We start from the raw sequence: 24,068 nt of genomic DNA on the forward strand, positions 1-24,068 counted from the left end.
CCCCCGACTTAGGCGCGACAGCGCTCAAGGGCAAGAGCCAATGTGGGTGGAGAGGAGGTCTGGGGTTGAGGGACGTGCTATAAATTAACCACAGAGGCACAGAGAACACAGAGACTGATTTTTAGACAGAATTAACGGAATTAACAAAATTCGGTTTCGGGCGGCGGACAGGGGTGCACTCAAAGTCATTCCGCAGCTGCCCCCTAATTCGGTGAATTCTGTCTGACTTCAGTTTCAGTTCTAGTCTCTGTGCTCTCTGTGTCTCTGTGGTTAAACCTCTACCCCCAAGCCACCCCTGATTTCTACTCGAGGGTAATACCGCCCCAGTAGCCGAACTCCCAGGCCCAGCCGGTGGCGGCGCCTTCGAGTTTCAGATCCACTTCCTGGCCGGCGAATTCGCTGAGGTCGGCGGTGACGGCCTTCCAGCGGTCGCCATCGTGGCCGATGACCTGCTTCTTGATGACCTTGTCCCCCACCTTGATGCGCAGTTCCCAGTCGCCCTGATCATGGGCGGCCACCACCACGGAGAGCTTGTGCGGCTTGCCGGGAGCGAGCTTCACCTTGCGCTCCAGCGTTGCCGGCTTGTTCTCCGCAAATGGGTGCATGAGCAGCACGTTCTTGCGGCCTTGGTACTCCGGCAGTTTCACCGGCGTGCGCTCGAAGTCGGGCGCGGAGACTTTCCACTCGGGATTCCACAGGGAGACACTTTCCCAATCGATCGCGCGCCAGTTGGTCCCGCCGGAAGGCTTCTTCGCCACCGGGGCGTCCATGTTGGTGCTGAGAGCGATCTTCTTCTCCTTGGTCAGCGGGCCTTCGTCCGGGGGTGCCAGGATGTACCAGATGAGGTTGCGGAACGCGTCGTCAGGGAGTGCACCGAAGCCCATGGGCATGAGGCTCTGGTGGGTGTTCTCCACCTTGGCCACCTGATCCCGCGGCACGATCTGCTCTGCCCCGCCGATGGCGAGGAGCTTCACGTGAGAGGGCGTGTCTTCCACCACACGACCGCTCACCGTGCGGTTGTCCTTGGTGGTCACGTTCACGGCTTCATAGCCATTGCCGATGATCTGGTTGGGATCGATCACGTTGGAGAGCAACGCATCGAGATTGCTGCGACCGCTGCCGATCAGTTCCGGCCCAACCTTCTGCCCACCACCAAAGAACTCATGACAGGTGGCGCACGTGGCCTGGAACATGATCTTGCCCATGGCGAGATCCGGCTCCCCTTCCATGCAGACTTTGCGCTTGGCCGCGATGAGGGCCTTGACGTCCGCGTTGGATTCACGCCACACGCCCAGCAGGTCTTCTGCCCGCTTTTTCAGAGCAGCGTCCTTTTGGGTGGCGAAGAAGCGGCTCACGATCACCGGCACGTCGGCACGGGCCACGCGATTGTCCTTCACCGCATCCAGCAACAGAGCGGCCCATTGAGGGCGGCTGGTCAGGGTTTGGGAAATAGCGGTGCGCACTGCCGGACTGGCTTTGGCCCAACGCTGCAGAAGCAGCGCTGGCATGGCCTCACCACCCGCCTCAGCCGTGGTACGCACGGCTTCCAGCAAAAGCGGCTCGGGCACGTCCGACTTCACCAGAGACTGAAGACCGTCTTGAATGGCTGCCCCACCGGCCTTGCGAGCCACCTGCAGTGCATCGATGCGCTGTTGCAGCGGCGTCTTGTCATTGAGCACCAGGGTCATGGTCTCAGCCACAGCCGACTTGTCCCCCCAGAGCACGGCCAGGTTGTGCGCCTGCTTGCGCACCTCGTCATTCTTGCTGGCACGCCACGTGGCGAGCTGGGCGGCGGGATCGACCGTGGGTTTCAGGACACCACTCTCCTGCCCCTTCACCAAGCCGTCGAGCGTGGTGGCGAGAAGGGCGTCTTCACCTTCCAGTTTGGCGGCGAACTGCAGCGCGAGATCCATGTTCTTCGCGTCCCTCGTATCCGACAGACGGCGCATGGCCTTGTATGCCAGGGTCCGCGACATGGGCTGGGAAGCGGGAGCCACTGAGGCCAGCCACGGGATCCACTTGTCCGGCTTCGCGGAGAGGTTGGGTTCGAGGGCCATCCAGAGATGGAACGCGATGAGTCGATCGTTCTCTGCGCCGCTGGATTTCAGGAGGTTTTCAAGGAAGGCAGGATGCAGGTTGCCAATGCTGTAGGCCGAGCTTCGCGCGGGCGGATCCAACACCAGCGTGTTCTTGTCCGGCTCAGGCAGACGGCTGGTCCGCCCCAGCGGGGTGGGAATGTGATACTTCTCACGCATCATGCCGCGCAGCGACGTCGCAACGGCTTTGCGGACCACAGGCTCCTTGTCGAGTGCCAGTGTTTCCAGCAGCGGGAAACGCAGCTGGTCTCCATCCAGCTTCGGCCCGTAGTGATGGAACATGTCCAGAGACTCTCCGGTCAGCCGTGCCGCCCAAATGCGAATGGAGGCATCCGAGTCCACTGCGGCAAGTTTGACGGCTTCCATCGTCTGCTCATCACCACCACATGCATGCAGCGCCCAAAGACACTCCAGACGCACTGGGACATCCTTTGAAGACTTGAAAAGCTCAAGCAGCAGGACTGGCGCCGACTCGTCCCTTCTCTCCTGCAAACATCTTCTCGCCGTGCGCCGCACCCAGTTGTTAGAGTGCGCCACCAACTTCACCAGTTCCGGCGTGGCGAGCTTGTCCAGATTCAGGTCCTTTGATTCCCTCGAACCCACGCTGGCCTTCACCAGCGCCGGATCGTCCTTGCCGGTGTACACCACGCGCCAGATGCGGCCGCGGGCGCGGTCCACGCCTTCAGGATTGGCCTTGGCATTCTGATAGCAAGGGTACTTGTCGCACCAGTCCATCACCCAGAGGAAACCATCCGGGCCCGTCTTCGTGCTCACGGGGCGGAACCACCCGTCGTTGGCACGCAGGAAGTCGCGCACCGGGGCGGCCTTGAAGCTGGCTCCCACGGGGTTCACCACTTCTTCATGGACGGCGTTGTCGTGAATGTTGCCGATGAACAAGTGCCCGTTCGTGTCTGCGGGATAGCGACCACCCTGATAAATCTGGATGCCGGCGTAGGCAGCACGGAAGTGCTTGAAGTTCACGATGCTGGGCAGCAGCTCGTACGAGTACGGATTCTCCGGCGCTCCACCCTGTCGGACGTAGAGCCCGCCAGGGGACATATGAAACAAGTGGTCAATGACGCAGGCGCTGACGAAGTGATTGCCCGCAGCGTCAAAATCACATCCCCAGGGGTTGCTGGTTCCGTCTGCATACACCTCGAACATCCACGGAGCAGCCTTGGACTTGTAGTGCGCCTCAGAAGCCCACGATCCCACCGGCTTGCACCGCCCGATGCCAGCATTGAACACGACACCTTGATCCTTGGGATCCCCCGGGCGACGCACCTTGGAGTGGGTGAACACACCGTGCGTCATGTAGAGCCAGCCGTCCGGCCCCCAGGAGAAAGAGTTCAGGAGCTCATGCGTGTCCTCGCGGCCGAAACCTGTGAGCACCACGCGCCATTCATCCGGTTTGTCATCGCCATCATTGTCCCGGAAGTGCAGCAGATGCGGCTGCTGGCCAATGTACACGCCGCCATCTCCGTAAAGGATGCCGCAGGCGAGATTCAGACCTTCCAGGAAGACGGTGCGCTTGTCGGCCACGCCATCATTGTCGGTGTCCTCCAGAATGACCACGCGATCTCGCGGAATCGGCCCCTTCAGATCCGGCATAGGATGGTAGAGATCATCCTTGGCCTCACCGCCAAAGGGGGCGGGTGCCGTGGACCCTTCCGGATATTCGTAGAGCTCCACCACCCAGAGTCGCCCCTTGGGATCCCAGGCCATGCCCACGGGATTCTCGATCATCGGTTCATGGGCAAAACACCGTACCTCATACCCAGGCGGCACGGTCGTTTTCTTCTGCGCCTCTTCCGGGGAGGGGCAGATGGAATTCGCGGGAGCGCGCTCGCCGACCAGCTCTTTGCTGGCGGTCTGAGCATGCGCCATCCCGGTCAATCCCAGGGCGAGCAGCAGAAGATAGGAAGGTCTCATAAAAAGGAAGTTGCGAGGTGAAATGCTACGAAACCCTCCCTGGGATCTCACGGACATCTTTTATGACGAATCGGACACAGCCCTCCTCCCAACCACGCATCCCAAGATGCGCCTTGTGACAGTGAAAATTCTCTCCAACGTCCTCCCATGCAGAAAAAACGGACCGTTAAGATCAACAAGCCCCCGATTCTCTACCCTGAAACCCAGAGAATCATCGCCCGGGTGGAGAAGAAACTGGACGGTCCCTTCATCGCCTACTGGTCCAGCGGAAACGGTTCCGTGTGCCACAATGACGTGGCGGCCTTCTTTGAGGTGCTGAAAAACCTCGGCCACCAGAAGCATCTCTATCTTTTCATCAAGTCCAACGGCGGCAACGGGCAGGCCGCCCTGCGCATCGTGAACCTGCTGCGACAATACGCCACGAAGATCACTGCCCTGGTCCCGCTGGAGTGCGCCAGCGCCGCCACTATGATGGCGATCGGGGCCGATGAGATCCAGATGGGCCCCCTGGCCTACCTCACGGCGGTGGACACCTCCCTCACCCATGCGCTCTCCCCGGTGGATCGCAACAACTACGCCGTGGCCGTGAGCCAGGACGAGCTGAACCGCGTGCTGCGCCTGTGGCGAGAGTCCTCCCAAACCGGCGATACCAACCCCTATAAAAACCTCTACGATCACGTGCACCCGCTCGTCTTCGGGGCCATCGACCGCGCCAGTTCCCTCTCCATCAAGATTTGCGAGGAGATCCTCTCTTATCATTTAAAGGACGCGACCCAGCGTGAGCGCATCAGCAAGCACCTCAACTCCGCCTACCCCAGCCACGGCTACCCGATCATGTTGCGTGAGGCCAAGCGCGTGGGTCTGAAGGTCACCGAGCTGGATCCCGAGCTGAACGATCTGCTGGTGAGCCTGAGCGAGCGCTACTCGGAAATGGGGCAGCAGGCCATCACCGACTTCGACGAGAAGAACTACCACGACCACGAGATCCTCAACATCATCGAGGGCAAGGGCGTGAGCTTCAACTTCCAGAACGACAAGGACTGGCACTACCGCGAAAACGAACGGCGCTGGGTGCCGCTCAATGACCAGAGCGCCTGGAACAAAAACACCATGGTGGCGGGCAAATTGCGCACGACCCGCTTCCACATTCGTTAAGTTCAGGGAACGCCCTGAGGCCGCTCGTGCCCCACTCTGCCTGGCATGAAGCCCCTCACTCGCCCCCGATTCACCATGCCATCCCATGGGCTCTCCTGGCCTGTGGTGATGGTGATGTTGGCCCTGATCGCCTCAGCGGCAGCCTTCTGGTGGCACCTCCAGGAGCGGGCCCATGAGGCCCAGGTGGTAGCGCGAGTGGGGCCGACAGCGACCTCACGGGAGATCACCCGCCGCCAGATTGCCGAGGCGCTGCGTTCCCAGCTTTGGTCTCGCAGCGAGGCCTGGGAGGCACTGGCTCCCGTCTTGCAGCAGCAACGTCGTGTGGAAGCGCTCGATCGCCTGATCGCCTCTCATGCGCTCCAGCAGTGGGCGCTCGCCCAGCAGGCCCCTGAGCACCCCACTGCCGCAGAGGATGCTCTGCAGACCTTCATCAAGCAGTTCGAGATCCCCGACTCCTGGCGGCAACGCTCCGCCCTGCAGCAGATGAATGAAGTCCAGCTCCACATCTGGATGGAAGACGAGACCCGTCAGAGGCTGGCTTTCGATGCCGAGGTCAATCGCCGCATCACCACCGTGACACCCCAGGAGATCAAGGCATGGATCCAGGATCACGCCACACAGGTGCGCCTGCCAGAGCGAATCTCCGCCAGCCACGTCTTCCTGAGCGGGCATGACAAAGACAAGCCAGACCGGACAGCAGAAATCAATGACCTGCATCGACGTCTCTTGGCCGGTGAAGTCAAACTCTCCGCCCTGGCAGGTGAGGTCTCTGAAGACGGGCGCAGCAACAAGCTGGGCGGAAGTCTCGGCTGGTTCAGCCGGGACCGGGTGCCGGCAGATTTCGCGGAGAAGGTCTTCTCCCAGAAGACAGGAGAACTGGGCATCCCCTTCCGCACCGGACTGGGCTGGCACATCGTCCAGGTGCAGGCCAGACGCCCGGCCCGTGCCGCCACGTTTGAAGAAGCGCAGGCAGAAGTCGCCGCCCACCTCACCTCCACCCGCCGCAGCGCGGAATCCACCCGGCTCATGGAGGAGATCCTGAAGCTCACCACCGTGGAAAAGCATCTGGATCGCCTCAGTGGTGTGGTGCCGGAAAGCTAGGTCGCGGGACCATGCGCAACCTCATTGCGTATTCCAGCAGTCCGCCTACTCTAGCGCCATGTTTGGCAGCAAAAATAACAGCGTGGGCATCATCGGCCTGGGCATCATCGGAAGCCGGGTGGCTGAGCGCCTTCGCAACGCGGACTTCAACGTCTATGTCTGGAACCGCTCCATCAAGCCCGAGCCAAACTTCATGGCCTCTCCGGCAGAGGTCGCGGAAGTCGCCCAGGTGATTCAGATTTTTGTGCGCGATGCCGAGGCTCTTGTCGCCGTGATGGAAGACATGAAAGAGGCCCTGACGCCGGATCACGTGGTGCTCTGCCATTCAACCGTGAACCCCTGGGGCATCCGTCGGGCGGCGGCCATCGCCAGCAGGGTGGGCGCAGCGTTCCTGGACGCCCCCTTCACCGGCAGCCGGACTGCAGCGGAAAAGGGCCAGCTCGTCTATTATATTGGCGGGGATGCGGCACCTCTGGATCGGGCGAAAAAGGCCCTCGAAACCAGCGGCAAGAAAATCGTCCAACTGGGCAAGACGGGCGATGCCACCGTCCTCAAGATCGCCACCAATCTTATTAGCGCGGCCGTGGTGGAAGCGCTCGCCGAAGCCATCGCCATCACCAAGGCCGAGGGCATCGATGTTTCCAAGCTGCAGGAAGCCCTCGCTGACAACGCGAACTCCTCCGCGCTCCTCACCATGAAGCTGCCCACCATGGCAGCCCGCAGCTATGCGCCGCATTTTTCCTTGAAGAACATGCTCAAGGACGCCCGCTACGCCCAGGCGATCGCGGATGAGAAGGGTCTGGCTCTGCCGGTGCTCAATGCTTCCGCCCAGGCCATGGATCGCGGGGTGCGCAGCGGTCAGGGAGAGTTCGACTACTCCGTGGTTCTGGAAAACTACGCCCCCATGCTCCGGGCCGTGGAAGAACGCGCCGCCCGGCTCAAGGCCAAGGAGGCCGCTCCAGCCCCGACGCCCGCCCCCGTCGAACCCACTCCCACGACAGAGACACTGTCTCCGGAAGCGGACAAGAAGACGCAGAAGGATGAGGTGAAGCCTGAGGAAGCTGGCAAAGATCAACCCGCAGGTGAAAGCGTGACCGCCCCGGCCTCACCCGCCGAGGCAGACAAAGCCAAGACTGCCACCCACACCAAACTCGTCCCCGCCTCCGTCTCTGCAGACACCGCGCCACTCGCCAAAAAAGCAGAGGATGCCCAAGATAAAACCTCTGCGGAAAAGAACGCCGAAACTACCATCGCCAAAGACGGCACTGCCCCAGTACCGGAGTCCAAAGACAAGGACGCTGACAAGGAGAAGGTAGCACCTGAAGTCGCCGTGACGGGTGAAACCGCCGCGGTAAAGAAAGACAAGGTCGAGGGTGGGACCACTCTGGAGGTCACCAAGGCGACCGATGAGAAGAAAGCGGAAACAGAAACCCCGACCGCGTCAGGTCTGCCCAAACCGCCGGCCATCGCCAAAGCAGGCCTGAAGCCCGAAGCCCCGGGAGCAGACAAAACCGAAGCGGCTCCGGACGGCAAGACTGCAACGGGCACAGGAACGCCACCCAAACCAGGCGATCCCGTGAAGCCGGGCGCTGCCGCCCCCAAGGCGGAAGTTGCCCCCGTGGTCAAGCAGCCCTCCTTCGTGAGCCGCCTCTTCCGCGGCATCACCGGCCGAGGAAAGAAGGATCAAGAGACCAAGTCAGCACCGCCCGTGGTCAAAGCTTTCAAGACCCCCGACGCTCCAAGCCCGGCCGCAGCCAAGCCTGCCGCTCCGGTCGCGCCCGGGAAGGACAAGGAGAAAGACAAAGACAAGGGCAAGGACAAATCAAAGGAGAAAGAGAAGGACAAGCACGCGACCCCGGTCCCAACAGGCAAGTCGCCCGGCGGATCGCTCGCGGCCGTTCTGTCTGTGGACACCACCGAGGGCAAGGCCCCCATTCCTGCTCCTGAGACTGCCGCCCTGCCAGCCACCAAACTGCCACCGCCCCCGATCAAACCCGTCAAACCCTTCCGGCCAAAGAACCCCTCTGCGCCAGCCACCACGCTGGTCGCCAAGCTCCTTAGCGACACCGACGTGGAGGACGAGGATGACGACAAAGATGAACCAGTCGCCATCCCCACTCTTGCCGTCCCCTTGGAAGAGAAAGAGAAAAAGGAGTCAATTAGCGAGACCCCTGCTGCCAACAGCGAGGAAACCATCTCACCCGTCGTGGCAGAGGCCCTCCCCACTCCCGCCGACTCCGAACCAGTCAGCGCGCCTGCCTCTGAGCCTACTCAAGGCGAAGTGGAAACCGCGCCTCAGGACGAGAAACTTGCCGTGGCTGAGAGCATCGCAGATGTCCCCGCAGAGGAGCCTATCGGAGACGCACCTGCCGCAGCGGAGGTTGCCGCCGAAACTGAACCTGTGATCGAGCCCGCACCTGCGCTCGCATCGACCGTGGAATCAAAAGCGGAACCTGCGGCAGAACTGGAATCAGAACCGGAACCACAACCAGAACCCGCCCCAGAGCCCACCTTCGACGCAAGCAAGTCGCTGGAAGACATCACCCGCGAGGTCAACGCCAAGCTCTCTGCCTTCCCGAAAATCCCGGAACGCACCGTCGTCCAGCCGGAGAGCGAAGAACCCGCCCCCCCGCCGGCTCCCGTCACTCCACCCCAGACCCGGCTGGAGGGCACGCGTGGTTTCATCGTTCCCAATCTGGCCCCATCGCCCCCCACATCCGCGACCACGGAACCCGTGGAGAAGGGCAAGTCCTCACGGAAAAGGGCCCCGTCGCAGCCGGAAAAAACGGAGCCAGAGGCCCCGCACGAACCTGAAGCAGCTGCTCAGGCGGATCGTGAAGCCCCTCCCCAAGCCTGAACATGACCAAGGAACGTTTCGAGGAAATTTCTCAGGAAGGCGGCTTCGTCGACCTCAGCGCCCGGGCCAAGTGGCTCCTCCGCGGGGGCGACCGGGTTCGCTATCTCAACGGGCAGGTGACGAACAACATCAAGACCGCCAGCGAATCCCGGTCGGTCTATGCCTGTGTGACCAATGTCAAAGGCCGGGTGGAAGGGGATGTCTTCGTCCACTCCAGCCTCGTTGAGGGCGGCCAGGTTCTGGTGGTGGATGCCGAACCCGGTCTCCGTGAGACCTTGGGCGTGCGACTGGACCGGTACATCATTGCCGATGATGCCGAACTCGTGGACGTGAGCGACGAGTGGCAGCTCTGGCATGCCTTCGGCGGGAAAGCCGCCCAGTTTCAGGAAATCCCCCTGCCTGAGGGGGCTCACCGTACCAGCGCCTGGCGTTTTGGTCAGGACGGCGTGGACCTCTGGTGGCCAGTCGCGGCGGACGCTCCGCCTTCCCTTGATACCGCGGGAACACCCCTGACGGCTGGGGAACTTGAGGTCTGGCGAATCTGCGCCGGCGTGCCAGCCTGGCCGGACGAGCTCAATACGGAGGTCTTCCCGCCTGAAGCCGGTCTTCAAGAGCGGGCCATGGACTACGCCAAGGGCTGCTACATCGGGCAGGAAATCCTCTCCCGGATCAAGACCACCGGCAAGATGCCCCAGAGTCTGGTGCGCCTCCAGGCCCGTGAGAACGCTGCTGTCCCTCTTTCCGTCGGTGCCCTGTTGTTTCACCGGAATGAGGACGGTAAGGAGTCCAAAGTGGGGCACGTGACCAGTGTCACCCGGCATCCCGTGCATGGTCTCCCGATTGGCCTAGGCTACGTGAAGCAGGCATTTGCCTCTGTTCATTCGCTATTGCTTGCGTCCGAAGAGCCGCCTAAGATAACTTTCGAAGTTGATATTCTTACCTCATGAACTGGAATCTTGCGCTGCTCCCGGTCCTGGCCCTATCCACCCTTGTGCTGGCATCTTGTGAATCAACAGGCCCTGCAGGGGGCACGGTGATTTCGAACCCCAATGCGGACGAAGTCACCCACATGGAGAGCCAGTGGGGCATGAAACCCCGGATCGTGAAGCCCCGTCTGCGCCCCATGGAACCTGGCGACCTGCCGGAGAATACCACGCCGACGCCGAATCCCACCTACAGTGCGGAACCCGAATCCGCCCCTACGGCCGCGACTCCGCCCCCCCGGCTTCAGGAGCCCGTCGCCCCGGAAGCTCCGACGGTGGACCAGGCGACCATTCAGAAACTGCGCTGATCCGGCCTGAAGGGTGCTCCCCCCTGGATTCCTCATCTCAGGGGCGGGGTCTGTCTCCCTCGCGATGTGTCTTCACACAGATTCACGCGTAAAACCGCTCGCACAAAAGGCCAATCAAGGCTAACCACGCTACGCACAACCCGCACCCCAACGTCCCCATGAAGTTGTCCTTCCGCTGCCTGTTTTTGGCCACGCTCCTTGCCCTGCCTGCCGTCCATGCTGAGCAACCTGCAGCAACGGCCTCGTCCAAGCCGGTCGCCGCAGTCAAAAAGCAACTTCCTGCCGAAGCGCAGAACCTCGTCGAGGAGTCCCACAAGCTGGCGGTGATGAAAGTCGTCTTTGGTGGTGAGGAACGCCAGATCGTGTTTGAGCTCCTCCCAAACGACGCCCCGGTCACCGTCCAGAACTTCGTGGACAACGTGAACAAGGGCACCTACAACGGCCAGGCCTTCCACCGCGCCGTTGACGGCTATCTCGTACAGACCGGGGACCCTACCAGCAAGGACAAAAATCAGCGGGACCAGTGGGGCCTCGGTGAGGAATACACCATCCCAGGTGAGTTCAAGCTTCCCCACAGCACCGGCTCCGTCGCCATGGCCCGCCGCGGTGACAAGGTGAACCCGAACCGCAAATCCAACGGCACCCAGTTCTACTTCGCCGTGGGTGACATGAGCAGCCTCAACGGCCAATACAGCGTCTTTGGCAAAGTGGTGGTGGGCCTGGACGACCTGAAGGAACTCTCCAAGGTGGCTACTGACTCCAACGACTGCCCGCTGGAGCGCGCCGAGATCAAGAGCATCAAAGTGGTGGACCAGAAGGGTCCCATGGTGGCCATGGCCTCCAGCAGCGCCAACAAAGGCAAGCGCGGCAAGACCAAGCCCGACTCACTGAAGGGCCCCTTCGAAAAGTTCCTGGAGCGCGTGTGGTAAGCCTCGCGGGGAACGTAGTCTAAACTGACCTTTCGGGCAGTGGAGCCACAGCGTCTCCACTGCCTTTTTCTTTTTGTTGTCTCCTTTTCATCAAAAGGGCGGTTCTCCTCTGAGTTTGCCGATCCGCCTGTTTACATGCTTGCCAAAGCTGCGCCCTTTTGATTGACTTTGGGATTACCCTAAACCGCCACACTGCGGGTGATTCGCATCGCCCGGTTTTCTACTTCAGCACATGAGTCAAACCCGCTACGAAGTCCTGGGAAAAATTGCCGACGGCGGCCTGGGAAGTGTCTTCAAAGCGTATGACCGGAATCTTCGGCGGGAAGTCGCGCTCAAGCGGGTGCGAGCCGAATCGGCCGAGGAAGCAGACCGCCAGGCTGAGCAGCTCTTTGAGGAGGCGCGCACGCTCTCCACGCTCCAGCATCCTCACATCGTCACCATCTTCGATGTCGGCAAGGATGAAGAAGGTGCCTACATCGTGATGGAACTGCTCAAGGGGGAAACCCTTGAGGACATCATCGAGCGCGGCGCTCTGAACGAAGGGGACTTCCGGCAGCTGGTGAGCCAGTCCCTGGAAGGGATGATCGCCGCCCATGCCACGGGCCTGATCCACCTCGACATCAAGCCTCAGAACTTCATGGTGATCTGGCTGCCCAGCGGCAAGTTCCAGATCAAGATTCTCGACTTCGGCCTCTCCAAGATCGCGCACCAGCCGATGGTGCAGGAGACCGATGCGGAAGGTGCCATCCTGGGCAGCATCTTCTTCATGGCTCCGGAGCAGTTCGAGCGCTCTCCGGTGGATGTGCGTACGGACCTGTATTCGCTCGGCTGCGTTTATTACTTCTCCCTCACCCAGCAGTACCCCTTCCAGGGTGAGACCGCGCCGGAGGTGATGGCCAGCCACCTCTACCACAGCTTCATCCCGCTGGCGCAGTTGCGCCCTGACCTGCCGGTGGACCTCTGCCGTTGGGTGGAGTGGCTCATGAGCCGCTCTCCCGATCGCCGGCCAGCCACGATGGACAACGCTTTTGAGTGGTTCCAGGCCGGTCAGGCTCCACTGACGCCGGAGGAAGAGGATGCCATCGCTCGTCGCCCGCCACCGCCGGACATCCTGCACGCGCCACCGTCCGCTCCCAACTTCAGTGGCACCGCCAGTCAGGCCCTGCGGAGAAGCGCCCCCAAGTTCACCCGGCCCGGCAGCGTCACCCAGGCCCTCGGCTCCAAGCCCGTGCCCAAGCCGTTGGCGAAGCCGGTCAACATCACAGCGGCAGCCGCTCCCAAGCACCTCCAGCACAAGAAAGCATTGCCCAAGTGGCTCACAGCTGGCGTACCCGCCACGCTCGTCATCGGGACTGCGCTCTTCTTCGGCACCCAGTACGTGCAGCGGATGATGGGGGAGAGCCGGTTCGAGGCACTCGCTCACATGAGCAAGCCCACGGGATCCGCCAAGGATGTGAACCTGCTCTTGGGCTTCCTGGAAGACTCCCGCAATAGCGACACCGCAGCCGAAGTGCTGGGCAAGTTTGAGGAAAAAGACGTCACCAACAAGCTGATCCTTCAGCACATCCCCCGTGCCAAAGAGCCGTGGGCGAGGAAAAACATCGCCATCCTCGCCGGCAATCGCGGGATCACGGACTCGGTTGAAGCGCTCATGCGCCACTTGGGCCGCGCCTCAGAACGCGAGGTGAGGATCGCCACTTGGAACGCCCTCAGCCGGGTGGCCACTCCTGCAGAAGTCCCTTTCATGCTGGAGGATGTCTCGGGTTCCGATGCGGATGAACTCCGCGCGGCCGAAGGCGCCTTGGTGAACGCGTCGCGCAAGGAGCCAGACGCGGAGCGCCGCAGTCTGCCGGTGCTGCAGGGTTACCGCGCGAACTCTGGAACCGATGATGTGCAGGCGATGTTGCTGCGCGCCCTGGGCCGACTCGGTGGTTCCAACGCCCTGGACGACATGCGGAAGGCCCTGGAGGATGGCAACGCCAAGCTCCGCACCGCTTCCGCGCTCGCGCTGGGAGATTGGCCCACCGCCGAGCCGGTGGCCGCACTGGAGGCCTTCATCTCACGTGAGAAAGACTCGCTCGTCCGCACCCATGCGATCAACAGCCTGGGCAACCTCGCCCCTCTCTCCGGTGAAATCCCGCAGGAGGAAATCGCCGTGGTGCTCTCAAAGGCCTTCGATGCCACCCGCGATGGCCGTGAGCAAGGAGCCATCTTAGGCGCCATCGCCCGCGTCGCCGATCCTGCTGCGGTGAATTTCTTCCGCGATCTCGGCAACCGCGAACCCCGCCGCAAGCCGGTGGCAGACAGCGCCATCCGCACGATCAACCACGCGCTCGACCGCTTGATTCCCGTGACGGCGGAGCCTACCACCCTGGATTCCGCGAAGGCAGAACTGCCTCCTGGCCCGCTCACCGTCGCAGAGGGAGCGATCATCAACTGGATCAACACCGGCGATCAGGTGAACTGGCTCGTGAAGATCGAGCAGCCGGGTGAGTACGAACTCCAGATCAACCAGTCTTTCGACAAGGCCAGTCCGGGACGATACCGCGCCACCATCGGCAAGGAATCCTACTTGAAGAACGTGGAAAAAACTTCCAGCGCCGCAGAGTTCAAGACCGTGACTGCGGGCAAGGCCCGGTTCGAGAAGCCCGGCCTTTACCGCATCTGGATTCGCCCGCAACTCATCGCGGATGGCGAGTACCTCATGCGCCTGAAAGACGCCACCCTCACCCGGGTGGGCAGCTGATCTGGGAGCCGCCGTTTTCCGTCCGCCGTCATGCCGTCCTCCTCCCCTCCCTTTCCGATCTGGCTGGTGGCGCTGATTCCGCTGGCCTTCTTCATCGTCTTTCCGCTCTTCTGGTGCTTCGTGGTCTGGCTCATCAGCCAGTTCAGCGGCTGGTCCAGGCTGGCATCCACCTATGCCGCCAAGTCCCCCCCGAAGGGAAGATGTGGTCAGGCCAGTTCGGCATGGTGGGAGTGGCCAGCTACAAGGGGGTGTTAACCATCCATGCTGGACCCGCTGGTTTCTACATCGAGACCCCCTGGCTCTTCCGCACCGGACACCCCCGGCTGTTCATCCCCTGGGCGGACATCCACAATCTGCAATTCAGCCGCCTCTTCTGGGGTCGCGAGATGGCGGGCTTCGCCATCGGTCATCCCAAGCTTGGATCTATGCGCCTGCCTGCGGAGATCATCCGCGAAGCACCGCTGCCGGGTTCTAGCTAGCACACAGTGCCATATCAGAACGCCAGGGCGCTGGATGGCGGAGCAACCTACCGGCGGAGACATCGTGTGCTTGAGCACTGCATCCTGCCCTTTACGCCATGAGTGGATTTAGCGCTGGCTTCGTTCGAATTCCTGAAAACACGGATTCGGATGCGTTTGCTCAAGCTATTGCCGATGGATTTTTCTCATGGCCGCAAGTGAGGGATGGTTGCCGCGTTCAGTACGCACAGGGCTTCCAATGGCTTCACCTCTTCGGTTTTTCCAATGACGGGGACAAGGCGACCGACACAATCATCCATCCAGCATTGCGCCCCCTGGCGGCAGAAACAATAAGCCTCACCGTACAGAATAGCAGCTCAACCTCCTTTTACCGGCATCACATTAATGAGCGATGCTTGCGAGCCATCTTCAGCACAGAGGGCGGGGTAATCCAGAACTTTGGCGAAGAGGAGCCCTGGGAGGAAATCGGTCGACGAAAGCTGATCTCAAGGCTGGGGAAGGAAACTGGGTGGCCTGCTCTGTTTGACGTAAAAGACATCATCAAGTCATTCGGGCTCCCTTCACCTTGGAGCAGAGAAACCCCCGAAGTGTGGGACCTCGATTTTAGCTGGGAAGACTGAATATCGGCCACGCAACGAAAGGGCTAAAATACCGCCGCGAAAGGCCAGCAAGCGGGTGCGGGCAATCGGCCACCGCCCGTCGTCTGCCCCGTGGTTTGGGCATCCTCTCGACCCCTTGCCAACTGGGGCCAAATACTCCACATTGCCACCGGCAACCCCACGCAAGCCATGTCCAGCGAATCAAATCTCAGCGGAAACCGAAGGCTCAAAAGGATGGACAACGTCCTCATCGTTGTTGACGACCTGGAAGCCGTGAAGACTTTTTTCCTCGAACTCGGTCTTGTTCTCGAGGGAGAAACAACCGTCGAAGGCCCAATGGTCGGGCAACTGATCGGGCTCAAGGATGTCCGGGCCACCCTGGCAATGCTGAGAACTCCCGACGGACAGGGCATTGAACTCGACAAGTTCCACACCCCTGAACCCGTCCGGTTTGGCCCCGTGGACGCTCCCGTGAACACGATGGGCATCCGTCGCGTCATGTTCGCGGTCGAAAACATCAACGCCGTCGTTGCGCACATGCTCGACCACGGTGCCGAGCTCATCGGCGAAATGAACTACGAGAACGCGTATCGCCTCGCCTACATCCGCGGACCTGAGGGCATCATTGTCGGCCTGGCCGAGCAGCTTGGCTGACGCTTGATTGGATTCTTTTGCAAGTTCAACCACAACCCCAAACACACACTGCACTAACATGACCCCCGGCCCCACCCTCATCATGAAGGTTCCCGGCTGCAACAAGCCGGTCAAAATCGCTACCGACGGTTCTGGTAATACATTTGGCGCAACATTTTGGACAGATGGAAAGTGTGAAGCCCCCTGTCTCTCAGACGAGCCCTGGCTAAGAAAAAGCCCCGCAGAGGGAGTTCTCTTCTGGTCAGACGAGTGCGAAGAAATCGGTCAAATCAGCTACTTCGACGATGAACCACCGAACCCTGATTGGAAGGATCTTGAATATGCCGAAGACCCCGTTGAGGAAGACTACATCGTTGCCGTGAACAGCGGTGTCGCCGATACCAATGAAAAAATGAGGTATGTCCGGATGAGACTCTGGTGGCTCGGGAATGACCAGATACGTCAATCGGAAGCATCAACGTTGTCAGATCTCCATCTCCAGAATCTCGAAGCATTTGCCGCCATCTTGTCAGAAGACGATCCGGATCAGCGGCTGATGAAAGCGGAAGCGTTGCGCGAGCTGTCACGTTTTGGCGAAGCGTTGACCTTGCTTACAGGCAGTTTGCCTGATGAAGCCCAGGATGCTGTCGAGTTCATCAAAAAGCTTGCGGAGGCTCAGAACTACAGCGTGGCGGCACTGCCGTAGCAGAACTCCAAGAAGCGCGCCAGGGACGCCGCCTTCTCGAGTCACTGGATTCCATCTTACTCCCGACGGACAGGACGTTGAGCTGGACAAATTTCACACGCCCGAACCCCTCAGGTTTGGCCCCATGGACGCTCCCGTGAACACCATGGGCATTCGCCGTGTCATGTTCGCTGTCGAAAAGAAGTTTTTCATTCTCATACAAAGGCACCAAGGCACGAAGACGGCTTCCTGATGTAGTCGGCGGGGCTCTGTTCGTAAGTTCAAATTTCAGTTTGCCTCAGCACGCCTTACCCTTGATGCACTGAGGCAAACTGAAGTTTGTACTACCAACAGCTTCATCTGGATCCTCGCCACATGAATCTTCTTTGTGCCTTCGTGCCTTTGTGTGAGGATGAATCGTAACGCCCAATCAGGTTCAGGAGTCAATCGTCGAGGCGACCAGGACCCACCCCTGCACGGCACTGGACCGCCGCGAACGACTCTTTGTCTCCCCCTCTCTTCAGGCTGTCACACACCCCCTCCCTAGCAGATTATTCACAAATCCTCTCTCCTCATCGACATCGGCCACGACACCCGGCCCCTTGCCTGGAAAAGCGTCAATCTAACAATCAAGACCAAACAACTTATCACCCTCCCCACGGCGGCTCCGCATCCACCTCGGACCCGCTCAACACCACTGCCACGGCAGAGGTGCGATTTTCCACATTCAGCTTGGCCAGGATGCGCCGCACGTGCTCGTGGATCGTCCTCACTCCCACGCGAAGGATCGTGGCCATTTCTTCGTCCCGCTTGCCCCGTGTCATCCAGAAAAGCACCTCGCGCTCCCGCGGTGTGAGGTGACCGTTGGTCTTGAACCGGGCAAACAGAGCACACCTCCCCATGACCCGCTGCACATGAGGTTGCAGCATACCCAGCAGTTCCACCTGCTCATCGGAATAGATGCGATCGTGATTGATGACAAAGGCCATGGCTCCATCTGGCACGCCCACCAGCATGCACGCCTGATCGCGAAAGGTGTGCAGCTTGTTCACATGCCCGTAGAGCGAGATTTCACGCAACTGGCGCTCGCTGACGAAATCGGACAGACGCTGCACCGGCATAGGTCCGTGCTTGATGAGATGTTGCACTCCGGGATGATCATGGATGAGCTGCGACACCACCTCATGGATCTCCGGCAGTGCTTCCGTGTAACGGTCGTCTATGTGCTTCATAGACAAATCCACCGGATTCACATGATCCACGGAAAGACTGCTCATGGGTAGCAGTTGCTCAATCGCATCCATGATGCCCGTCAACGGGTTCTCACCCGTGGGTTCCCCGTAGATCCGGTGCAAACAATCTGAAAAGGCCTTGAGGCGGGCTTGAGACAAGTAACCGGAGGCCATACGCAAAAGTATCATCGGATGCGAAACATTCGCAACCGTGAAATCAGGGCGGAAAATGCTTCGTGCGCAGAAGTTCGAACCAAGAACTAAGAATCCTCCACCACCATCCGATAACCAATCCCCGGCTCATTGCGAATCTGCACGCCTGCCGCGTCGCCCAGCTTCTTGCGCAGATGGGCCACATACACGCGCAGGTACTGGGCCTGTTCCGTGGCATTGGGGCCCCACACGTCTTTCAGGATCTGCTTCTGCGTGATCACCCTGCCCACATTGCGGGCCAGCAGCTTGAGCAGGTTGTATTCGATCGGCGTGAGCTTGAGCTCGGCGCCGGCGAGTTTCACCTCCCGTGCGGCGAGATCGAGGAATAACTTTCCCAGCTCCAGAGCAGGTTCCTCCGGGGTCTTGCGTCGTCTTTGAATCGCCACCAAACGAGCCGCCAGTTCTGCGGTGGAAAATGGCTTTGTGACATAGTCATCCGCGCCGTTCTCCAGCGCCGCCACCTTGGTGGCCTCTTGGTCACGAACCGACAAAACAAGCACCGGGGTCTCAGTCCATTCACGAAGCCGCTTGAGCACCTCCAGTCCGTCCATGTCGGGCAGACCCAGATCCAGCAGGATCACATCAGGATGACGGAACGCCGCCTCAGAGAGACCCAGCGAGCCGGTGCCCGCTTCAAAGACTTCATAGCCCTTGCTCTCCAGCGCCAGACGCAGCAAACGCCGCAGCTGCACCTCATCATCCACCACGAGGGCACGACCTTGGCTGGGTATCGAGGAAACACTCATGGAAGCGATGGTGTGAGCAGGGTTTCCACAGGCAGGGTGATCACAAATTCCGCGCCGCCGCCGGGACGGTTCGAGGCTTTCACCTCGCCATCCAGCGAGCGCAGCAACGCCCGTGTGATCGACAGGCCCAGTCCGGTGCCGCCCGTGGGGCTGCCAGGCCCGCGATAAAACTTCTGGAACACCTGCTCCTCCGCCTCGGCCGGCAGGCCTGGGCCGCGATCCGCAATACGCACGGTCAGCGTGCCACCGTGACCCAGGGTGGCCTGAACCTCTACAGGACTGCCTGGAGGGGTGTACACCGCCGCATTGTGCAGGATGTTGGCCAGGGCCTGGGAGAAGAGATTGGGGTCCAGTTTCACAGCGGGAAGATCCGGTGAAACGTCGAGGGTGAGCGGATGATTGTCGAGCGCCGCCCCGGCGGATTCTTTTGCCTGCTCGATCAGATCACCGACCACACACCACTCCCGCACCGGCCGGACGGCGGCGGACTCGATGCGGGTCATTTGCAGCAGATGATTCACCACCCGCTGCAAACGCGCCGATGCGGTGTGAATCTCATCCAGATACGCGTTCTTGGTGCCGGAAAGCCCCTCGAGAGCTGCGTGAATGACGGCAAGCGGTGTCTTCAACTCATGCGAGACGCTGTCCAGCAGCGTGCGCTGCAGACGCTCCGACTGCTCCATGAGCTCCGCATGACGCACAGCAAAGATGAAGTGCTCCTTCTCCAGCACCAGTGCCAGCTGGAGCGCGAAGGCCTCGATGGACTGACGGGTGGTGAAGTCCATGATTGACGCCTCCCGCAGACGCACGCCGAACACGCCCATCTGTGAAGTGGCGGTTTGCAGCGGGAACCACGCCGCCTCGGACTCAGGCAGAGTGTCCGTGAACCGGCCGGCAGCCTGCTTGTTCTGATAGCTCCAGTTGATCACGCCCCACTCCTTTCCACTGGGTTGGAAGGTGCTGGCCGCATGCACGGCATGGGGAAGGGAACGATCCAGATTGCGCACGACCACGGCCGTGTCCGCGCGAAGGAACTCATTGATGGCAGTCAGCGCCTCCTCCAGCCCCCGCTCGGGTTCAGCCGTCAACGCGGCGCTCTGGGTAACACGCAACAGGGCGGCGGTCTGCCTCTGCCTCCGACGCTCCGCCTGCTCCCGTTGGCGCAATCTCGTGGTGAGATGCCCCATGCTGAAGGCCACAATGAAGAACATCACGAACATGACGATGTCATGCGGCTGATTGATGTGGAACGTGAACCGCGGAGGGATGAAGAAATAATCCCACTGAAACGCGCTCAGCGCCGCCATCAACAGCACCGGCCCACGGGCCAGCCGCACGGCGGCCAGGATGACCACCAGCAGAAACAGCAACCCGACGAAGACGTAGCCGGTATAGGCCAGTGCCAGCCAGCCCAGCACGGCTGCGCCAAAGGTAAGACCGATGGCCCAGAAGTACTCTGGCAGGACTCCGCCTGTCATCACCGCCTCCGCTGTCTGCAGCCTGGACGTTTCCGTCTGACTTCCGCTGCTTTCCGGCCGCACCATGCAGACGTCAATGTCACCACTTTCCTGGACGAGCCGGTCTGACAGGGACTTGCGCCACCACGACGAACCTCCGGGCTTGCCCACCACGATCTGGCTGACGTTGCGCTCGCGGGCGACCTGCAAAAGCGCTGCGGCCACATCCTCTCCAGAAACGCTCACCACCTCTGCGCCCAGCTTGCGGGCCAGGGCGAGGGAACGGGCAAGACGCTCCTGCTCCGCTGGCACCAGCCGCCGGGTGCTGTCCACCCAGGCCACAATCCACTGACAGCCGAGCCGGGCAGCGGCGCGACGCGTCCAGCGGATGAGACTTTCGGAATACGGACTGGGGCCCACCCCCACGAGGAGACGCGCCTGCGTCTTCCACGCCGTGCTGACCCTTCGAGCCCGCCGGATGTCCACCAGATCACGGTCCACATGTTCCGCCGTGAACCGGAGTGCCATCTCCCTCAGTGCGGTGAGATTGCCCTCCTTGAAGAAGTTGGATACGGCCCACTCCGCACGGTCGCCAAGGTAAACCTTGCCTGAGGCCATGCGGTCCAGGAGTTTCTCGACACTCAGGTCAACGAGCTCAATCTCATCGGCATGATCCAGGATGGAATCCGGCACCGTTTCCCGAATGGTCACATCAGTGATCTGACGGACGATGTCCACCTGGCTCTCAATGTGCTGAACGTTGACGGTCGTATAGACATCCAGGCCTGCGCCGACGAGTTCGAGCACGTCCTGATAGCGCTTGGCATGGCGGGAGCCGGGCACATTGCTATGGGCCAGCTCATCCACCAGCACCAGATCCGGCCGCTGCTGTAACACAGCATCCAGATCAAACTCCTCCAGCGTGTGCCCCCGATGCTCCAACTGCCGGCGGGGCAGGACAGGAAGCCCCGTCAGCAGAGCAGCGGTCTCTGACCGTCCATGCGTCTCCACCACGCCCACCAGCACCCGGGCTCCTTCCTTCTGCCTCTGCCGGGCCGCCTGGAGCATGGCGTAAGTCTTGCCCACGCCCGGGCACATCCCCAGGAAGATGAAGAGCCTTCCGAGACGGGATGCCTGCTCGGTGCGCTGCAGCTCAGCCAGCAGGGCATCGGGGTCGGGGCGCTGGGGTTCAGTCATCGCGATGGCAGGTGGATCAAAGCGTCTCAGAGGCACCGGGTTTCACCCGCTTGTTCTTAACACGAGTCTGGGGAAATGCCTGCTTGTCTTTCTGATAATAGCAGATCTCCACCAGGGTCGGCCAGAGTTCGAGCGAGGCGTGGATCTGGCTGATGACATCATCTACAATACGACTCACGTTCTGCTGGAAGAAGTCCGGCTCAAAGCCATAGAACACCTTCGCCAGATTCTCCGCAAAGACCTTGAGCGTCTGCTGCCGGGCGGGATCCTTGCAGGCCGACGCCGCAGCCTGGACGCGGGCGTGCACGGCCGTCACCTTCCCCAAGATCTCCTGGGTGTCCTCCAGGGTCACCTCACCGTTGTAGCGGAACTTGATACCGAGATCATCCCGGTGATACACGCTGTCCTTGATCTTCTTCTTGAGCAGGCTGCACAGCTCCTCGTTGAAGACCTCCATGGCCAGGGGATTGCGCATGTAGTTGTTCTTCGTATGGCGCTGCACCGCGTCCACATGAGCGGCGGCCACGCCAGGCTGCTGGATCCAGAGCCGGTAGATGTAGTCCTCGAACCTCAGTCGGGTGGGAAAGAACGGCGGCAGGCCCAGGCGGTTGTCATAGCCAGCCACCCCACAGTCGATGCGCCAGTTCTTCTTCGTCACCACGGGTCGGAAGTTCACCAGCACATAGACGTCATTCAGGGCATCGATGTCCGTCTGGCTCTCGTCCCCCAGAAACATCTCCACGTAGTCGAGCGCATCGATGTCGTTGGTGCCGGTGCGGTAGGTCTGCGCGATCTTCACCACTGCATCCTTCGACAACGGCCCGGACTGGAGCATGAGCGAATTCTCACGGGAGAAACTGGTGGTGGTGTTGGTCTCCAGATCCATGGCCGTATCCACCACGAGCTCCCCTTTTTCGTAGTTAGCAGGCATCTGCCCGGCCTTCTTGCCAAGGGCATCTTTGAAGGCAGCGAGCAAGTCGAACGATTTGCTGACGTAGCCATTCTGCGAGGTGCGGCAGAGCTTGCCCCGGCAGATCTCGTTGGCCCCAAGAGTCTCCATGCTCTCCTCAATGAATGCATCGGGCCGCATGTCATCGTCCGAGCTGATCAGGTAGTGCCCCAGCGTGTAGATGAGGGTGAAGTTGCGGTTCCCCCCGTAGCTGGGGCGGAAGAGACTGCGAACCAGGGACTCCAGCTTGCGGTCACGCAGCTTGCGGTTCAGGAAATCAATGAACTGCTCCTTCTCCCTCGGCCCCACATAATAGAGTTCATTGGCCGTGCGCGTCTGCTCCAGCAGCTCGTAGTACTTCTGGTGGGCGGCCAGGCTGGAGTCGTCAAAGATCACCATGCGTGCCGCATGGCCGTTGCGCCAGAAATTGTCATCATAGGCCTCGATGGTCGCGGGCACGTCCCGCAATCGATAGGTGGGAATGGCAAAGATGGTTTGAGCCTGATTCATGGCAGTGGGTTGTGAAGAATGAACTGACGGTTTGCGAACCGCCCACGGAGGGGCAGTCCCGGGACCACCCTTTCGATGAGGGAGGTCTCGGGATTGTCCCGCCCGCCTGGCTGGAGCCGGCGGACGGCGACACGCTAGGGCAGTTCATCCAGGGCCAGGTTCAACCGCCACACATTGACCCGGTCGGTCCCGATCGCCCGGGACGGCGGCGGCTCCGTCAGCTTCTCAATGAGCTGCTCCACCTTCTGCACTCCGGCGGCATCCAGATGCCGCTCCCGGGCAATCCGTTCGATTTGTTGCTTCGCCTGGAACGGGCTGAGGAAAGGGCGGGGCGTTTCTGTGGTTGGCTCATCGAGCTCGAAGTAGCGGGGACCGGTGAGCTTCTCCGCCAGCAACTGCTCCGCGACCACCTTTTCATCCGGTATCGGCCTGGCATCATCGGCACGCAGGTGCCGCATGTAGGCGGCCATGCCGGAGAACAGAAGAAACATCAACACGAGGCCCGCCGCAAAGAACCCCATGATGCGAATGGGAAAACTGTCATTGGTTTGCGCTTTCATGGCTTGGATAAATGGGGATGGTTGAAAGACCGGGAGGGACTTGGGAATCACCTTCCCGGTCAGGCATGAGTCGGATTGATCAAGGCGTCCCCGTGCTGCTGGTGGCGCTGTGCGGCATCCGCTCCAGCTCAAGATTGAGTTGGAGCACGTTCACGCCCGCATCGCCCAGCAGGCCGGCATCAGGCTTCTGCGTGCAGCGGGCGATGAGCACGCGCACCTGCTCCACGGTGAGATTCCTCGCCCGGGCCACCCGACCTGCTTGCAGCTCGGCATTGCGGAGACTGATGTGGGGATCCAGGCCGCTGCCGGAGGCCGTCACTGCATCCGCGGGCACAGATTCGGTCTCGGCAAGGCCGTTGGCGGTTCGATAAGCCGCAACACGTTCTTTGATGGCATCCGCCAGCTTCTGGGACGTTGGGCCGAGGTTGCTGCCGCTGGAGCTGGCAGCGTCATAGCCAAACGCACCGGCCGCAGAGGGGCGCGGCTGGAACCACGCCTCCCCAGTGAAGTTCTGCCCCAGCAGAGTGGAGCCTCTCACCGTGCCATCGGCATCCTTGATGAGGCTGCCATTGGCCTTGTCGGGAAAGGCGGTCTGGGCCACTGCCCAGACCACGAGGGGGTAGGCGCCGCAAAGCACCACAGTGAAGACGAGCGTGGACACCACGGCTCCGCGAAGGTCATGAATGAGTTGTTTCATAGTG

At 61.0% G+C, this 24,068-nt stretch carries 19 protein-coding genes and 1 pseudogene; 13 read left to right on the forward strand and 7 right to left on the reverse strand.

Annotated elements, in window-relative coordinates; genetic code table 11:
- Positions 1-302 precede the first annotated feature (302 nt).
- The gene (locus BV106_RS01050; protein ID WP_051944670.1) at positions 303-4,028 is read right to left on the reverse strand and encodes a PVC-type heme-binding CxxCH protein; all 3,726 of its coding nucleotides are present in this window, start codon (positions 4,026-4,028) and stop codon (positions 303-305) included.
- A 147-nt stretch (positions 4,029-4,175) separates the two neighbouring features.
- Here BV106_RS01050 and BV106_RS01055 point away from each other — a divergent pair, with 147 nt between their 5' ends.
- The 13 genes and pseudogenes from BV106_RS01055 to BV106_RS39195 all read left to right on the forward strand — a co-directional run.
- On the forward strand, positions 4,176-5,183 hold the full coding sequence (locus tag BV106_RS01055; RefSeq protein ID WP_038159157.1) for an ATP-dependent Clp protease proteolytic subunit: 1,008 nt from the start codon (positions 4,176-4,178) through the stop codon (positions 5,181-5,183).
- 45 nt (positions 5,184-5,228) lie between these two features.
- Positions 5,229-6,284 (forward strand): peptidylprolyl isomerase, encoded by a 1,056-nt coding sequence (locus BV106_RS01060; protein ID WP_038159159.1) that lies wholly within the window; start codon positions 5,229-5,231, stop codon positions 6,282-6,284.
- A 58-nt stretch (positions 6,285-6,342) separates the two neighbouring features.
- Complete coding sequence (locus tag BV106_RS01065; RefSeq protein WP_038159161.1) at positions 6,343-9,141, forward strand: NAD(P)-binding domain-containing protein; 2,799 nt, start codon at positions 6,343-6,345, stop codon at positions 9,139-9,141.
- A gap of 2 nt (positions 9,142-9,143) precedes the next feature.
- The gene (locus tag BV106_RS01070; RefSeq protein WP_038159163.1) at positions 9,144-10,088 is read left to right on the forward strand and encodes a glycine cleavage T C-terminal barrel domain-containing protein; all 945 of its coding nucleotides are present in this window, start codon (positions 9,144-9,146) and stop codon (positions 10,086-10,088) included.
- Entirely contained in the window at positions 10,085-10,432 is a 348-nt protein-coding gene (locus BV106_RS01075; RefSeq protein WP_038159174.1) for a hypothetical protein, read from the forward strand. The genes BV106_RS01070 and BV106_RS01075 overlap by 4 nt, the downstream gene beginning before the upstream one ends.
- A 158-nt stretch (positions 10,433-10,590) precedes the next feature.
- Entirely contained in the window at positions 10,591-11,361 is a 771-nt protein-coding gene (locus tag BV106_RS34855) for a peptidylprolyl isomerase (protein WP_051944673.1), read from the forward strand.
- A 232-nt stretch (positions 11,362-11,593) separates the two neighbouring features.
- Positions 11,594-14,107, forward strand: a complete 2,514-nt coding sequence (locus BV106_RS01085) for a protein kinase (RefSeq protein WP_038159178.1) — start codon at positions 11,594-11,596, stop codon at positions 14,105-14,107.
- Positions 14,108-14,137: 30 nt separating this feature from the next.
- On the forward strand, positions 14,138-14,362 hold the full coding sequence (locus BV106_RS37935; protein ID WP_265595201.1) for a hypothetical protein: 225 nt from the start codon (positions 14,138-14,140) through the stop codon (positions 14,360-14,362).
- Entirely contained in the window at positions 14,308-14,586 is a 279-nt protein-coding gene (locus BV106_RS01090; RefSeq protein ID WP_038159181.1) for a hypothetical protein, read from the forward strand. Before BV106_RS37935 ends, BV106_RS01090 begins: the two co-directional genes overlap by 55 nt.
- A gap of 98 nt (positions 14,587-14,684) precedes the next feature.
- Complete coding sequence (locus tag BV106_RS01095) at positions 14,685-15,206, forward strand: hypothetical protein (RefSeq protein WP_038159184.1); 522 nt, start codon at positions 14,685-14,687, stop codon at positions 15,204-15,206.
- A 213-nt stretch (positions 15,207-15,419) separates the two neighbouring features.
- Positions 15,420-15,839 (forward strand): VOC family protein, encoded by a 420-nt coding sequence (locus BV106_RS01100; protein WP_038159187.1) that lies wholly within the window; start codon positions 15,420-15,422, stop codon positions 15,837-15,839.
- A gap of 82 nt (positions 15,840-15,921) precedes the next feature.
- Positions 15,922-16,524: a hypothetical protein gene (locus tag BV106_RS01105; protein WP_265595202.1), complete on the forward strand. Its 603-nt coding sequence runs from the start codon at positions 15,922-15,924 to the stop codon at positions 16,522-16,524.
- A 55-nt stretch (positions 16,525-16,579) separates the two neighbouring features.
- Positions 16,580-16,702 (forward strand): annotated as a pseudogene (locus BV106_RS39195) (VOC family protein); the annotation flags it as partial.
- A gap of 448 nt (positions 16,703-17,150) precedes the next feature.
- Here BV106_RS39195 and BV106_RS34860 read toward each other — a convergent pair.
- From BV106_RS34860 to kdpC, 6 genes are all read right to left on the reverse strand, one after another.
- Positions 17,151-17,924: a helix-turn-helix transcriptional regulator gene (locus BV106_RS34860; protein ID WP_081891418.1), complete on the reverse strand. Its 774-nt coding sequence runs from the start codon at positions 17,922-17,924 to the stop codon at positions 17,151-17,153.
- A gap of 71 nt (positions 17,925-17,995) precedes the next feature.
- Positions 17,996-18,694, reverse strand: a complete 699-nt coding sequence (locus BV106_RS01115; protein ID WP_051944683.1) for a response regulator — start codon at positions 18,692-18,694, stop codon at positions 17,996-17,998.
- Complete coding sequence (locus tag BV106_RS01120; RefSeq protein ID WP_038159194.1) at positions 18,691-21,348, reverse strand: sensor histidine kinase KdpD; 2,658 nt, start codon at positions 21,346-21,348, stop codon at positions 18,691-18,693. Before BV106_RS01120 ends, BV106_RS01115 begins: the two co-directional genes overlap by 4 nt.
- 16 nt (positions 21,349-21,364) lie before the next feature.
- Complete coding sequence (locus BV106_RS01125; RefSeq protein ID WP_038159198.1) at positions 21,365-22,807, reverse strand: hypothetical protein; 1,443 nt, start codon at positions 22,805-22,807, stop codon at positions 21,365-21,367.
- Between the two features lie 134 nt (positions 22,808-22,941).
- Positions 22,942-23,367 carry a potassium-transporting ATPase subunit C gene (locus tag BV106_RS01130; protein WP_038159202.1) on the reverse strand — a complete coding sequence of 142 codons (426 nt, stop codon included), beginning with the start codon at positions 23,365-23,367 and terminating at the stop codon, positions 22,942-22,944.
- Between the two features lie 79 nt (positions 23,368-23,446).
- Positions 23,447-24,064, reverse strand: a complete 618-nt coding sequence (gene kdpC, locus BV106_RS01135; RefSeq protein ID WP_038159203.1) for a K(+)-transporting ATPase subunit C — start codon at positions 24,062-24,064, stop codon at positions 23,447-23,449.
- Positions 24,065-24,068 lie beyond the last annotated feature (4 nt).

Source organism: Verrucomicrobium sp. BvORR106, assembly GCF_000739655.1.
In the GTDB taxonomy this organism is placed as follows: Bacteria; Verrucomicrobiota; Verrucomicrobiia; order Verrucomicrobiales; family Verrucomicrobiaceae; genus Verrucomicrobium.